This is a genomic window from Rathayibacter sp. PhB1, from assembly GCF_004362935.1.
In the GTDB taxonomy this organism is placed as follows: Bacteria; Actinomycetota; Actinomycetes; order Actinomycetales; family Microbacteriaceae; genus Rathayibacter; species Rathayibacter festucae.
The window spans coordinates 1-14,118 of the sequence record NZ_SNYD01000007.1; the positions used below are offsets into that span (position 1 = coordinate 1).

Genomic DNA, 14,118 nt, shown 5'->3' on the forward strand with positions numbered 1-14,118 from the left:
TCAAGCGCTTCGTCGCACGCCGCGTCTTCCACGACCTCGCCACCGACCTCCGACCACCCAGACTCACTGCTTGACATCCATAGGACCATCCAGCAGGGAAGACACATGCTGATCGAGTAGCCCGCGGAGCGGGCGTATCGAGATCCGCCCCTCTGCAGAACGTGGGTCTCGATACGCGCTCCGCGCTCCTCGACCAGCATGGGGAGATTGCCGCCCATCGGGCTTCCGCTCCCCTCATGCCGACGGCACAGCCGCATCATGCTGATCGAGTAGGGCGCGCAGCGCCCGTATCGAGATCCCGCCGTCAGCCCGTCAGCCCGTCCACGTACTCCCGGTTCTCCGCCAGCCAGGCCTCGAGGGCCGCGTCCTGGTCGTCGGCGCCCTCGTTGAACAGCGCGTTCTCGAGCGAGTACAGCGTGTCCGAGTCCATCCGGAAGTCGCGCAGCCAGCTGCTCAGCGTCGGGAACTCGCTGTCGAACGACGCGGAGCCGAACGCGTGGATCCCCTCGGCCTCGCCGAGCAGTCCCTTCGGGTCCTCGAGGTCCTTCACCGGGAACGCGTCGTAGGCCCAGTGCGGGCGCCACAGCGTCACCGCGATGTTCTCGCCGGCCGCCGTCGCGCTGGAGAGCTCCTGCAGCATCGCGGGCGTCGACGAGGTCAGGTACTCCATCCCCTCCAGGCCGTAGCCGGGGATGACCGCGTCGGTCGTGATCCCGTTGAGCCCCGAGCCGGGCTCGATGCCGACGAGGCGGTTCCCGACGACCTCGGGGTTCGCCGCGAGCTCCTCGAGGGTGTCGATCGGCGCGTCCTCGTTCACCGCGATGGTGAGCTTGGCGTCGTCGTTCCAGGCACCGAGGTCGACGATGCGGTCGCCGTACTCGTCGAGGTAGTCGCCGTGGGTGATCGGCAGCCAGGTGTCCAGCGCCAGGTCGTAGTCGCCGCTGGCGAGGCCCGAGAAGCCGGGCGCCACGTCGATGCTCTGCAGCGTCACGTCGTAGCCCTCCTCCTCGAGCACCGCGCCCCACAGCCGGGACGCGGCGATGCCCTCGTCCCAGCCCTGGAAGACGGCGAGGGTGACGTCGGTGCGGTCGCCGTTGTCGACGGACGCGGTGGTCGCCGGGCCGGCGACGGCCGACGCGCCGAGCGACGCGACGACGCCGACCGACACCGCGGCGATGGCCGTGCGGGTCGCGACGACGGCCTTGCGGCTGCTCGCCCGGGCGACGCGGGCCGGCGACGGGGCGCCGAGGGCGCTCGTCATCCGGTCGAGGATGATCGCGAGGATCACCACCGCGATGCCGGCCTCGAAGCCGAGCGCCACGTCGATCCGGCCGATGCTGGCCACGACGTCGCCGCCGAGACCGCCCGCGCCGACCATGCCCGCGATGACGACCATCGAGAGCGACAGCATGATGACCTGGTTGAGGCCGGCCAGGATCGACGGCAGCGCGAGCGGCAGCTGGATCTGCCGGAGGATCCGCCACTTCGACGAGCCGAACGACTCGCCCGCCTCGACCAGCTCGGAGTCGACACCGCGGACGCCCAGCTCGGTCAGCCGGACGCCGGGCGCCATCGCGAAGACGATCGTCGCGACGATGCCGGGCACGACGCCGACGCGGAAGAGGATCAGCGCCGGAATGAGATACACGAACGCCGGCATGGTCTGCATGAAGTCGAGGACCGGGCGCAGGATCGTCGAAGCGGTCCGGTTGCGGGCCGCGAGGATCCCGAGCGGCACGCTCAGCGCGATCGCGACGGCGGAGGCGACGAGCACGAGGGCGAGCGAGTCCATCGCGTTGTCCCACTGGTCGACGCTCGCGATCAGCAGGAGCCCGACCGCGGAGCCGAGCCCGAAGACCCAGCCGCGCGCGGCGTAGGCGAGCACCGCGATCAGGGCGATGACGACCCAGAACGGCGGGGTCGCCAGCACGAAGTCGACACCGGTGTAGGCGGCGCCGAAGACCGTGCGGAGCAGGTCGAAGACCGGCTGGAAGGTCTGCGTCAGCACGTCCACGACGGTCTCGGCGGCGGCCCCGAGCGGGAGGCGGAGGTCCGGGTTCATCGCACGCCCCCCTCGCTCGCGAGCACGGCGTCGTCGACGGGGCCGCCGGTCGCGTGCAGGGTCGCGGTGACCAGCTCGGTCGGGAGCGTGGCCGGCGGCTCGACGAGCGAGGGCTCGCCGGTCTGCGGGCCGAGATTGCCGAGGGCCGCGAGCAGCGTCACGCGCGGGATCGCGCCGAGGAGCCGCCCCGCCTCGTCGACGACGGCGACCGGCAGCGCCGACTCGACGGCCGGCTCGATGATCTCGCTGAGCGCGGTGTCGGGGCCGACGCTGACGACGGCCTCGGTGACGACGAGCGAGAGGTCGGTGGTGCCCGCGCGGACCTGCTCGATCACGTCGCGGTCGCGGACGGTGCCGAGCAGCCGGCGACCGGCGCCGACGACGAAGGCCGCCGCGGTCTGCTGGTCGCGCATGGTGCGCAGGGCCGCGCGGGGGCCGGCGGCGAGCGTCACGACGGAGCGCGCCGGCTCCATCACGGCGGACGCGGTGAGCACGCGGGCGCGGTCGACGTCCTGCACGAACTGCGCGACGTAGTCGTTCGCCGGGTCGGTGAGGATCTCCTCCGGGGTGCCGATCTGGACGATCCGGCCGTCGCGCATGACCGCGATCCGGTCGCCGAGGAGCATGGCCTCGTTCAGGTCGTGGGTGATGAAGACGATGGTCTTGCCGAGCTCGTGCTGCAGCTCGATCAGCTGCTCCTGCATCTCGCGGCGGATGAGCGGGTCGAGCGCCGAGAACGCCTCGTCCATCAGCACGATGTCGGTGTCGGCGGCGAGCGCCCGGGCCAGTCCGACCCGCTGGCGCATGCCGCCGGAGAGCTCGTCGGGCATCTTCTCGTGCCAGCCGGCGAGGCCGGCCCGCTCGACCGCGAGCAGCGCGCGCTCGCGGCGCTCGGCGGCCGGCACGCCCTGGATCTCGAGCGGGTAGGCCACGTTGTCGAGCACGGTGCGGTGCGGCAGCAGCGCGAAGTGCTGGAAGACCATCGAGATCGAGGAGCGGCGGATGCGGCGGAGCTCCTTCTCCGGGACGCCGGTGATCGTGGTGCCCTCGATCAGCACCTCCCCCGCGGTCGGCTCCTGCAGGCCGTTGAGCATGCGGATGAGCGTCGACTTGCCGGAGCCGGACAGCCCCATCACGACGAAGATCTCGCCGCGGCGCACCTCGAAGGAGGAGTCGATCACCGCCGCGGTGCCCTGGCCCGCGAGGTCGGCGCGGTCGGCACCCTCGCGCAGCCGCCGCACGACCTCGTCGGGCCGGCGGCCGAAGACCTTGAAGAGGTTCCTCGCCTCGAGGGCCGGGCCCTCCCGCTCGAGGGTCGCTGTGGCCCGCTCCAGGGTGGCGGTGGCGGCTCCGTTCCCGGGCTCGCTGATGTCCTGCTGATTCTGCTGCACGTGCACTCCGTCGGCGCGCAGGGACGCATCCCTGCACTCTCATCTCGTGGTGCCGGGTCGGGTGCGGGGGACGCCGTCTCTCCAGCCTCCGCGGGCGTCCCGCCGCGGTGAGCGGAGGGGGCGCGGAGGCGATTCCGGTTCGTCCGGGAGGCGGCCACGGGGCCGCCTCGCGCACCCGTTGACCGTACGCTCGCGGCACGTCGGGGAGGACGCCGCACGAGCGCGGACCGATTCATCGGGGTCTCGAGGACCGCCGTCCACGGTAGCCGCGGGTGTCCGTCCGGACAAACGGCGGGCCTCGCATCAGGCACTCTGCAACGATGCAGAGCCGGGCTATGCGGTGACGTCCGTGCTGGTCAGGGCCGGTTTCCACACCGTTGCCCGATCGTTACCCTCGGATGCCCGCTTGCGCCCGGATGTTCGAGCGGCCAGCGCAGCGGACCTCTCATGCTGATCGAGCAGCCCGCGCAGCGGACCACCCATGCTGATCGAGCAGCCCGCGAAGCGGACGACCCATGCTGATCGAGCAACCCGCGCAGCGGACGACCCATGCTGATCGAGTAGCCCGTGCAGCGGGCGTATCAAGATCCACCCGCGTCAGAAGACGAGTCTGCAGACCGCCCTGCTGATGACGGCGGGTCTCGATACGCCCCTGCGGGGCTACTCGACCAGCATGTACGGCAAGCGGACCGCGCATGCTGATCGAGCAGCCCGCGCAGCGGACCACTCATGCTGATCGAGTAGCCCGCGCAGCGGACCCCTCATGCTGATCGAGTAGCCCGCGCAGCGGACCACCCATGCTGATCGAGTAGCCCGCGAAGCGGGCGTATCGAGATCCACCCACCTGCAGACGGCGGGTCTCGATACGCCGCCCTGCGGCCGGCTACTCGACCAGCATGGGTGCGGTCAGTCCGTCGTCTCACCCGCCGGCCCCGACGGGGCCGTGACGCCGACGCCACTGATCGGCTCGCCCTCCCAGGAGACGAGCGACCACTCCGAGCCCGAGCCCTCGAGGACCACGACGCCGGTGTTGTCGAGCAGGTGGTCGGCGATGAAGTCCGCGTCGAGGTCGAGCGAGCGGAGCCCGGCCCAGCAGCGGATGGCGGCGCCGTGGCTGACCAGCGCGACGACGTCGTGGCCGGTCGCCTCCGCCTCCGCCACCACCGCGTCGTAGCGGGCGGCGAACTCGTCGCCGGTCTCGCCGCCGGCCAGCTGCAGCGAGGTCTCGCCACCCGCCCAGCGGAAGACCGTTCCCATGTACTCCTCGACCGCGGCCTCGTCACCGCGCATCTCCAGGCCCGCGGCCGCGATCTCGCGGATGCCCGCGCGCTCGACCGGCTCGAGCCCGAGCGCGGCGGCCAGGGGTGCGGCCGTCTCGTGGGTGCGCTTCATCGTCGAGACGAAGAGCGCGCCGATCGGCTCGTCGGCGAGCGTCGTCGGCAGGGCCGCCGCCTGGCTGCGGCCGAGCTCGGTGAGCCCGGGGCCGGGGATGCGGGTGTCGAGGATGCCGTCGACGTTGGAGGGGGTTTGGCCGTGGCGGATCAGGAGGAGGCGCATCCGACCACGCTACCGGCGGCCGCCGACACGGCTGCTGGGCCGACGGCCGCCTCCGCCGTTGCCGCGATCGCCCCCGACTGCGACGATGAGCCCCGACGGACCGCCCGGGCCCGCGCGAAGGAGACTCCGATGGCTGACGGCTTCACGAAAGAGGAGCGCGCCGCGATGAAGCAGCGCGCCGCCGAGCTGCGCGAGGAGGCGAAGCGCCAGAAGAGCGCCGACAAGACCGCCGCGGAGAAGGCCGACGCGGAGGCGGCGATCGCCGCGATGACGGACGTCGAGCGTCCGATCGCGCAGATGCTGCACGAGGTCGTGGCCGCCGAGGCTCCCGAGCTGCTGCCGAAGACCTGGTACGGCTTCCCCGCCTACGCACGCGCCGACGGCAAGGCGATCGTCTTCTTCCAGCCGGGCGCGAAGTTCGGCACCCGCTACTCGACCCTCGGCTTCCAGGACGGCGCGCAGCTCGACGACGGCACGATCTGGCCGACGGCCTACGCGCTCACCGCGGCCGACGACGCGACCCGCGCGACCGTCGCCGAGCTCGTGCGCCGCGCGGCCGGCGTCGCCTGACGGCTCATGCTGATCGAGCAGCCCGCGCAGCGGGCCGGCCATGGTGATCGAGTACCCCGGGCGGCGGCCCACCCATGCTGATCGAGTAGCCCGCGCAGCGGGCGTATCGAGATCCACCCTTCTGGAGACGCGGGGTCTCGATACGCCCCTTCGGGGCTACTCGACCAGCATGAAAGGCGGCGCTTCCATTGAGAAGCCCGCCTCCTGCTGATCGAGTAGCCCGCGCCTCCTGCTGATCGAGTAGCCCGCGCAGCGGGCGTATCGAGATCCGCCGTTCTGCGGACGGGAGGTCTCGATACGCCGTCCCGCGGACGGCTACTCGACCAGCATGGTTCGGCGCGCGACCGGCACGGTTCGGCGCACGACCGGCATGGTCCTGTCCGCGACCGGCACGCATCACCGCTCAGCGCAGCAGCACCGGCCCCGCGTCGACCGCGAGGCGGAACAGCGAGTACGGGTACGTCCGCAGGTCCGTCCCGCCCTGGTAGTCGGCCTGCCGGTGCAGCTGGTTGGCGGTGACGTAGAGGTGCCCGTCGGTCGCGAGCGACATCGTGTCGGGCCAGAGCAGGCGCTCGTCGTGCACGAGGGTCTCGAGGGTGCCGTCGGTGCGGCGGCGCACGATCGCGTTGTTCTCGTAGCTCGTCGCGTAGAAGCGGCCCCGGTCGTCCGTCTCGAGTCCGTCCGCCCCGCCGCCCTTGTCGCCCTCGTCGACGACCGTCGCGGCGACGTCCTCGTCGGAGACAGCGCGGTCGACGAGCGCGTCGGTCGCCACGCTGTACCAGCGCCGCGAGGCGAGCGGGCAGTACCAGAGCCGCTCGCCGTCGGCCGAGATCGCGATGCCGTCCGCGCCCATCGTCACGGGCTCGGGGTCGCCGTCGGCCGGCCGCTTCATCAGCACCCGCCCCTCGGCCATCGGCACCAGCTCGGGCGGCGTCAGCGCCTTGGTGCTCGGGTGCTCGTGCAGGCGGCGCCAGGCGGTGCCGGACTCGAGGTCCACGACGATGATCCCGTTCGGCCCCGAATCGGCGGAGTCGGTGATGTAGGCGATCCCGCGCCGCAGATCGAAGCGGATGTCGTTCAGGTAGGTCGTCGGCAGCGCGACGTCCGGCTCGAGGACGATCACCTTCTCGACCGTGTCCGTCGCCAGGTCGACGCAGACGAGCTTCGGCCCGCCGCGCTTCGTCGGCTGGAACAGCGGGCTGCCCGTGTCCAGGATCCACAGCCGGTCGGCCGGATCGACCACGATGCTCTGCACCGAGACCAGCGCCCCCGCGTCGTCGTCCCCGTCGGGCGAGTTCCACGCCTCGTCCGGGAACGGCACCGCGACGCCGTCCCGCAGCTCGACGACCGTCGCCGGCACCTCGTCGCCCCACTTCGGGAAGTTCACGAAGATCCGGCCGGTGTGCGACACGCTCACGCCCGTCGGCATCGGCCCCTCGGTGAACTCGTGCACGAGCTCCAGCTCGCCCAGCGGCTCGTCGACCGGGCGCGGCCTGCCGTGCGAGTCGTCGTCGTCCTGTCCCCAGAAGCCCATCGGTCGTCCTCTCGTCGGTGCCCGCGGTGACGCGGAGCGGTGCGGATGGGGCGGGCCGTCGCGCCGGTCGTGCGCCGGTGCGCGTCTCGCCTGCTCCTTCATCGTCGGTCCACCACCGCTCCGCTGGCGAGGTGCTGGCCATCCCGCCGTCGAGCGCCTACCCTCCCGCCCACCGCCGCTCCCCCGCCCACCTCCGGCACGCGGAACCGTCTCCGGCACGCGAAAAGCTCCCGAAACGACGAGCCGGAGGTCCCTCCACGAGCCGAAGCTCCGACGCCCCACCTCCGGCACGCGGAAACACCTCCGGCACGCAGGAACCCGCTGATCCCGCGAGCCGGACGGCGTTCGGCGAGCCGGAGTCCACAGGAGCCGCCCGCCCCGGACCCGCGCCGCAGAACGCCCCACGAGCCGAACCTCCGCCCCACCCACCTCCGGCACGCGGAACCACCCCCGGCACGCCGAAACCGCACAATCCCGCGAGCCCGACCCCGTCCCGCGAGCCGAACCTCCGCCCGCCTCCGCGTCCCCCTGAGAGGGGTTCCGCCCCGCGGGAGACGTAAGGTGTGCTCACACGCGCCCGCGGACGGGCGGGCCCCGCATCGCAGCGGCACCCGCGTCCCTGCGACGAAGCGCCGCCCGATCACAGGAAGCCACGGTGCCCGATGCCGGAAGACAAGCCCGCGCCGCGGGCCCCGAGCATCTACGACGTCGCCCGGGCCGCCGGAGTGTCGCACCAGACCGTCTCCCGGGTGCTCAACGACCACCCGAGCCTGCGCGCCGAGACCAAGAAGCGCGTGCTCGGCGTGATGGCCGAGCTCGACTACCGCCCCAACCTCGCCGCCCGCGCCCTGGTCACCAGCCGCACCCGCACCATCGGCGTGCTCTCCTCGCAGAGCCTGCAGTTCGGCCCCGCGTCGAGCATCCAGGCCATCGAGGTCGCCGCCCGCGACGCCGGCTACCTCGTCGTCACGGCCAACGTCGACGGCACCGACGGCGACTCCATCCAGGCCGGGATCCGGCACCTGCTCAACCAGGCGGTCGAGGGTCTGGTGGTCATCGCCCCGCAGATCCGCGTCTTCGACATCCTCTCCGGCGTCGCGCTGCGGATCCCCAACGTCACCCTGCAGACCACCGACGCCGAGCGCGGCGACGCGCTCTACGTCGACCAGATGGCCGGCGCGCGGATGGCGACCGCGCACCTGATCGAGCTCGGCCACACCGAGATCGTGCACCTCTCCGGTCCGCAGGACTGGATCGAGGCCGAGGCCAGGATGCGCGGCTACCTGGTCGAGCTCGGCGACCGGAACCTGCCGCTGCGCCCGCCGATCCTCGGCGACTGGAGCGCCGAGCGCGGCCACCACGTCGGCCTCGAGCTCAGCCGCCTCCTCGACGTCACCGCGGTCTTCGCCGCCAACGACCAGATGGCGCTGGGCGTGATGAGCGCGTTCCACGAGCGCGGGATCCGCGTCCCCGAGGACGTCAGCGTCATCGGCTTCGACGACATCCCCGAGGCCGCCTACTACTGGCCGCCGCTGACGAGCGTGCGGCAGGACTTCGCCGAGCTCGGCCGCCGCTGCGTGGCCACGCTGCTGAGCCTGATCGAGGGCGAGCGACCCGAGGCGTCCCCGCCGATCGACCCGCAGCTGATGGTCCGCGGCTCCACCGCCGTTCCCCGGTCGCTCGCGGCCGCCGTGCGCGCGGCGCACCGATGATCCGCGCCGTTATCGAGTCGAGACATCCGTGGTGGCACGATTGCCGCCAGCGGGTCTAGCATCACTCCATGTGATCGCTCACATGAGCGTCCCGCCGCCGCTGGCACCCCGCGGCAGCCCAGCACCCGCTGCATTCAATGACGAAGGAATCACAGTGACCACAATGAAGCGCGCTCTCATCGCCGGCATCGCCGGTGGCGCGATGATCCTCTCCCTCGCCGCCTGCTCGAGCGGCTCCGGCGACTCGGGCTCCGGCTCGGGCGACGGCGGCCTCGTCGGCGTCGCGATGCCGACCAAGTCCTCCGAGCGCTGGATCGCCGACGGCAACAACGTCAAGTCGCAGCTCGAGGACGCCGGCTACCAGGTCGACCTGCAGTACGCCGAGGACGACATCCCCACGCAGGTCTCGCAGCTCGAGAACATGATCACCAAGGGCGCCAAGGCCCTGATCGTCGCCTCGATCGACGGCACCACCCTCACCAGCGTCCTCGAGGAGGCCGCGGCGAACGACATCCCCGTCATCGCCTACGACCGCCTCATCCGCGACTCCGAGAACGTGGACTACTACGCCACGTTCGACAACTACAAGGTCGGCGTCCAGCAGGCCACCTCGCTCCTCGCGGGCCTCGGCCTGACCGACCTCGAGGGCACCGCCGCGGCGAGCGCCCCGGCCGGCCCCTTCAACATCGAGCTCTTCGCCGGCAGCCCCGACGACAACAACGCCACGTTCTTCTTCAACGGCGCGATGGACACCCTCGAGCCCTTCATCGACGCGGGCACCCTCGTCGTGAAGTCGGGCGAGACCGAGTTCAACACCGTCGCCACGCTGCGCTGGGACCCCGAGGTCGCCCAGAGCCGCATGGAGGACATCATCACCAAGACGTACTCCGACGGCTCGAAGATCCAGGGCGTCCTCTCGCCCTACGACGGCCTGAGCCGCGGCATCATCTCCGCGCTGACGGACGCCGGCTACACCGTGGGCACCGACTTCCCGATCATCACCGGTCAGGACGCCGAGCTCGACTCGGTCAAGGCGATCATCTCGGGTGAGCAGTACGCGACCATCTACAAGGACACCCGCGAGCTCGCCAAGGAGGCCGTCTCCATGGCCCAGGCCGTCCTCGAGGGCACCGAGCCCGAGGTCAACGACACCGAGACCTACGACAACGGCGAGAAGGTCGTCCCGTCCTTCCTGCTCGAGCCGGTCATCGTCACCAAGGACCAGATCCAGTCCGTGCTGGTCGACGGCGGCTACTACACCGACGCCGAGGTCAACGGCTAAGCCGCTCGCGGGCCCCGGTGGGGCGATCTGCGGCGTTGTCGTCGGGCGCGATAGTTCCACTATCGCTTCCTCCTCCGCCTTGCATCTCGCCCCACCGGAACCCGCGACCCAAGTCCTCTCATCAGAGGACAGCGAGGCATGAACACTGCCGGGCCCCCGAGAGGGGGCCCGGCTCTATGAAGGAAGGGAGGCACGCGTGACCACGAACATCCTCGAGATGCGCGGCATCACCAAGACGTTCCCGGGCGTGAAGGCGCTCCAGGACGTCACGCTGAACGCCGAGCGCGGCGAAGTCCACGCGATCTGCGGAGAGAACGGCGCCGGCAAGTCGACGCTGATGAAGGTGCTGTCGGGCGTGTACCCGCACGGCACGTACGAGGGCGACATCGTCTTCGAGGACGAGGTGATGCAGTTCGCCAGCATCCGCGACTCGGAGGCGAAGGGCATCGTCATCATCCACCAGGAGCTGGCCCTCAGCCCCTACCTCTCCATCGCGGAGAACATCTTCCTCGGCAACGAGGTCCGCGGCTTCGCCGGTCTGATCGACTGGAACAAGACCAACCAGGAGGCGGCCTCGCTGCTCGCCCGGGTCGGCCTGAAGGAGAACCCCACCACCAAGATCCAGGACATCGGAGTCGGCAAGCAGCAGCTCGTCGAGATCGCCAAGGCGCTCTCCAAGCGGGTCAAGCTGCTCATCCTCGACGAGCCCACCGCGGCGCTCAACGACGAGGACTCCGACCACCTGCTCGACCTGATCCTGCACCTCAAGGAGCAGGGCATCACCTCGCTGATCATCAGCCACAAGCTCAACGAGATCAAGAAGATCGCCGACACCGTCACGGTCATCCGGGACGGCAAGACGATCGAGACGATCGCGCACGACGACGTGACCGAGGACCGGATCATCAAGGACATGGTCGGCCGCGACCTCGACCACCGCTACCCGGACCACACGCCGCACATCGGCGAGGAGATCCTCCGTGTCGTCGACTGGACCGCGCACCACCCGCAGGACCCGACCCGCGTCATGGTCGACAAGGTGAACCTCACCGTGCACCGCGGCGAGATCGTCGGCATCGCGGGCCTGATGGGCGCCGGTCGCACCGAGTTCGCGATGAGCCTCTTCGGCCGCTCCTACGGCAGCCGCATCTCCGGCCAGGTCTTCAAGGCCGGCAAGGAGATCAGGATGCGCAACGTGTCGGAGGCGATCGCCCACGGCCTCGCCTACGCGACTGAGGACCGCAAGCACTACGGCCTCAACCTGATCGACGACATCAAGCGGAACATCTCGCTCGCGTCGCTGCCCAAGGTGTCCAGCGCCGGACTCGTCGACGACAACCGCGAGTTCGAGGTCGCCAACGAGTACCGCGGCAGCATGAACATCAAGTCGCCGACCGTGCTCGCCAAGACCGGGAAGCTCTCCGGCGGCAACCAGCAGAAGGTCGTCCTCTCGAAGTGGATCTACTCCGACCCGGACGTCCTGATCCTCGACGAGCCCACCCGCGGCATCGACGTGGGTGCGAAGTACGAGATCTACACCATCATCAACAAGCTCGCGGCGGAGGGTAAGGGGATCATCGTCATCTCCTCCGAGCTGCCCGAGCTGCTCGGCATCTGCGACCGCGTCTACGCGCTGTCGGAGGGCCGCATCACGGGCGAGCTGCCCATCGCCGAGGCCACGCCCGAGGCCGTCCTCACCCTCATGACCCAGGAGAAGCAACGATGACCGATCTGCAGAACACCCCGCCGACGGCGGCGGGAGCGCAGGTGAACCCCACCGAGAACGCGTTCACCAAGCGCCTCAGCCACGTGCTGGGCGACCTGGGCAAGAACGGCATCTTCATCGCCCTGATCGTGGTGGTGCTGCTGTTCCAGATCATGACCAACGGGATCCTCCTGCGTCCGCAGAACATCTCGAACCTGATCGTCCAGAACGGCTACATCCTCATCCTCGCCATCGGCATGGTGATGGTCATCGTGGCCGGGCACATCGACCTCTCGGTCGGCTCGATCGCCGCGTTCGTCGGCGCCATGTCCGGTGTCTTCGCCGTCAACATGGGCCTGCCGTGGTTCGTCTCGATCGTGCTCTCGCTGCTCATCGGTGCTCTGGTGGGCGCCTGGCAGGGCTTCTGGATCGCGTTCGTGGGGATACCCGCGTTCATCGTGACCCTGGCGGGCATGCTGATCTTCCGCGGCCTGGCGCTCGTCGTCCTCGGCAACGCGAACATCGGCTCCTTCCCGATCGAGTACCGCGCCCTGGGCAACGGCTTCCTCACCGACCTGTTCGGCGAGACCACCGGTCTCGACCCGCTGTCGCTCGGCGTCGGCGCGCTCGCGATCGTCGCGTTCACCGTGCAGTCGGTGCGCACCCGCCGCGGCCGCCAGAAGTACAACCAGGGTGTTGAGCCCGGCGCCTGGTTCGTCACCAAGCTCGTCCTCATCGCCGTCGTCGTCGCCGCGTTCGCCTTCGCGCTCTCGTCGTTCAAGGGCATCCCCGTGACCCTGATCGTCCTGGCCGTCCTCGTCCTCGTCTACGGCGTCGTGATGAACCGCTCGGTCTTCGGCCGCCACGTCTACGCCATCGGCGGCAACCTGCACGCCGCGGAGCTCTCGGGCATCAAGACGCGCAACGTCACCTTCTGGCTGTTCGTCAATATGGGCGTCCTCGCGGCGCTGGCCGGCCTCGTCTTCACCGCCCGCCTCAACCTGGCGGGCCCGAAGGCCGGCGACGGCTTCGAGCTCGAGGCCATCTCGGCCGCGTTCATCGGCGGCGCGGCCGTCCAGGGCGGCGTCGGCACCATCGGCGGCGCGATCCTCGGTGGTCTGATCATCGGCGTCCTGAACAACGGCATGTCGATCATGGGCATCGGCATCGAGTGGCAGCAGGCGGTCAAGGGCCTCGTGCTCCTGCTCGCGGTCGCCTTCGACGTCTACAACAAGCGCCGCTCCGGCGGACGCTAGCCGCTCCGGTCGTGGCCGACTGGTCGCGGTTCCTGCCGCTCAGCTCCGGAGCCTCGGTCGACGAGTCGGGGGTCAGCAACGACTGGCGCCCGCTCGTCGCGGATCGGCTCGACCGGCTCGCCGTCCTGGCCGCCTCCCCCTCCTTCGCGGAGGGCGGGGCGGCCAGTGCCGTCTCCACCCCTCTTCTCGGCGCCCTCGTCGTGCGGCTCTCCAGCAGCACGACGCAGCGGCTCGCCTCCCGCCTCGGCGCGCGCGAGGCCGCCGATCCTCCCGCCCCGGCAGCGCTGCCGGCGGCGCTCACCGCCCTCGCCACCGCCCGCCGCGCCGGCCGCGGCCCCACCGGCGTCGCCGAGCTGGTCGAAGCGGTCCGGGTCGAGCTCGCCCTCGCCCCCGAGACCGTGCTGCCCGAGAAGGTGAGCGGCGCCGTGGCGCTGGACCGCTCCCTCCGCGCCCCGCTCGCCATCCGCGCCGCCGCCCGCGGCAGCTCGCTCGTGCCGACCGACGCCTCCTGGTCGCTCGGCTCCGGCCCCGCCGTCCGCGCCCCGGCCGGCGAGATCCTCCGCTTCCTGCTCGACCTCGGGCCGTTCCCCACCCAGGCCGGCTGAGAGGCGCGTCTCCCGCCACAGGGAACGACAGGCGTGATCCCGGTGGACAGCGGATGTGACAATGCTTCACATCCTCTGTTCATCCTCACGTCAAGGAGCGCCATGACCCCGCGACACACTTCCCGCAGACCCACCTCCGGCCGCCCTCACACCGCACGAGCCCTCGACCTGACGGTCTCGGCAGCGCTGTCCCTCGTCCTCCTCGGCGGTGCCGCGACCGCCGCGCACGCCGATGAGGCCTCACCGGGGACGGCGACCGTCACCGCGCACACCGCGACCCCGTCGCCAGTGACCCCGTCGGTCGAGCACCCCAGCATCAGCGCACGCCTCGTCGGCACCCTCGACAAGAAGGACGGCGCACCCGCCACCCCCGGCACCCGGATCACCTGGCGCATCGAGGCCACCAACACCGGCGACGTCACCCTCAACGACATCAACTTCAGC

General features: G+C 70.8%; 11 protein-coding genes (1 of these 11 only partly in view). 7 read left to right on the forward strand and 4 right to left on the reverse strand.

Annotation, left to right across the window (positions count from 1 at the left end; all coding sequences use genetic code 11):
- Positions 1-304 precede the first annotated feature (304 nt).
- From EDF17_RS16590 to EDF17_RS16600, 3 genes are all read right to left on the reverse strand, one after another.
- Complete coding sequence (locus EDF17_RS16590) at positions 305-2,062, reverse strand: ABC transporter permease/substrate binding protein (protein ID WP_123447749.1); 1,758 nt, start codon at positions 2,060-2,062, stop codon at positions 305-307.
- Positions 2,059-3,396 carry a glycine betaine/L-proline ABC transporter ATP-binding protein gene (locus EDF17_RS16595; RefSeq protein WP_166649730.1) on the reverse strand — a complete coding sequence of 446 codons (1,338 nt, stop codon included), beginning with the start codon at positions 3,394-3,396 and terminating at the stop codon, positions 2,059-2,061. Before EDF17_RS16595 ends, EDF17_RS16590 begins: the two co-directional genes overlap by 4 nt.
- Before the next feature lie 963 nt (positions 3,397-4,359).
- The gene (locus EDF17_RS16600; RefSeq protein WP_123447750.1) at positions 4,360-5,010 is read right to left on the reverse strand and encodes a histidine phosphatase family protein; all 651 of its coding nucleotides are present in this window, start codon (positions 5,008-5,010) and stop codon (positions 4,360-4,362) included.
- A gap of 129 nt (positions 5,011-5,139) precedes the next feature.
- Between EDF17_RS16600 and EDF17_RS16605 the strand changes: the two genes are divergently transcribed.
- Positions 5,140-5,580: a hypothetical protein gene (locus EDF17_RS16605; protein WP_123447751.1), complete on the forward strand. Its 441-nt coding sequence runs from the start codon at positions 5,140-5,142 to the stop codon at positions 5,578-5,580.
- Positions 5,581-5,983: 403 nt separating this feature from the next.
- Here the strand turns inward: EDF17_RS16605 and EDF17_RS16610 are convergent, their stop codons facing one another.
- Positions 5,984-7,114, reverse strand: a complete 1,131-nt coding sequence (locus tag EDF17_RS16610) for an L-dopachrome tautomerase-related protein (RefSeq protein WP_123447752.1) — start codon at positions 7,112-7,114, stop codon at positions 5,984-5,986.
- Between the two features lie 662 nt (positions 7,115-7,776).
- Between EDF17_RS16610 and EDF17_RS16615 the strand changes: the two genes are divergently transcribed.
- The 6 genes from EDF17_RS16615 to EDF17_RS20510 all read left to right on the forward strand — a co-directional run.
- Positions 7,777-8,826, forward strand: coding sequence for a LacI family DNA-binding transcriptional regulator (locus tag EDF17_RS16615; protein ID WP_123447753.1), 1,050 nt, complete (start codon positions 7,777-7,779; stop codon positions 8,824-8,826).
- A 163-nt stretch (positions 8,827-8,989) separates the two neighbouring features.
- Positions 8,990-10,108, forward strand: a complete 1,119-nt coding sequence (gene chvE / locus EDF17_RS16620; RefSeq protein WP_123447754.1) for a multiple monosaccharide ABC transporter substrate-binding protein — start codon at positions 8,990-8,992, stop codon at positions 10,106-10,108.
- 196 nt (positions 10,109-10,304) lie between these two features.
- Complete coding sequence (mmsA, locus tag EDF17_RS16625) at positions 10,305-11,834, forward strand: multiple monosaccharide ABC transporter ATP-binding protein (RefSeq protein ID WP_123447755.1); 1,530 nt, start codon at positions 10,305-10,307, stop codon at positions 11,832-11,834.
- The gene (mmsB, locus tag EDF17_RS16630) at positions 11,831-13,069 is read left to right on the forward strand and encodes a multiple monosaccharide ABC transporter permease (protein WP_123447756.1); all 1,239 of its coding nucleotides are present in this window, start codon (positions 11,831-11,833) and stop codon (positions 13,067-13,069) included. The genes mmsA and mmsB overlap by 4 nt, the downstream gene beginning before the upstream one ends.
- 11 nt (positions 13,070-13,080) lie before the next feature.
- Positions 13,081-13,674 (forward strand): hypothetical protein, encoded by a 594-nt coding sequence (locus tag EDF17_RS16635; RefSeq protein ID WP_123447757.1) that lies wholly within the window; start codon positions 13,081-13,083, stop codon positions 13,672-13,674.
- Positions 13,675-13,776: 102 nt separating this feature from the next.
- Positions 13,777-14,118 carry the start of a protease inhibitor I42 family protein gene (locus tag EDF17_RS20510; RefSeq protein WP_133672125.1) on the forward strand. The gene runs 930 nt beyond the window's last position, so only the first 342 of its 1,272 coding nucleotides appear in the window; its start codon is at positions 13,777-13,779; its stop codon lies off the right edge, out of view.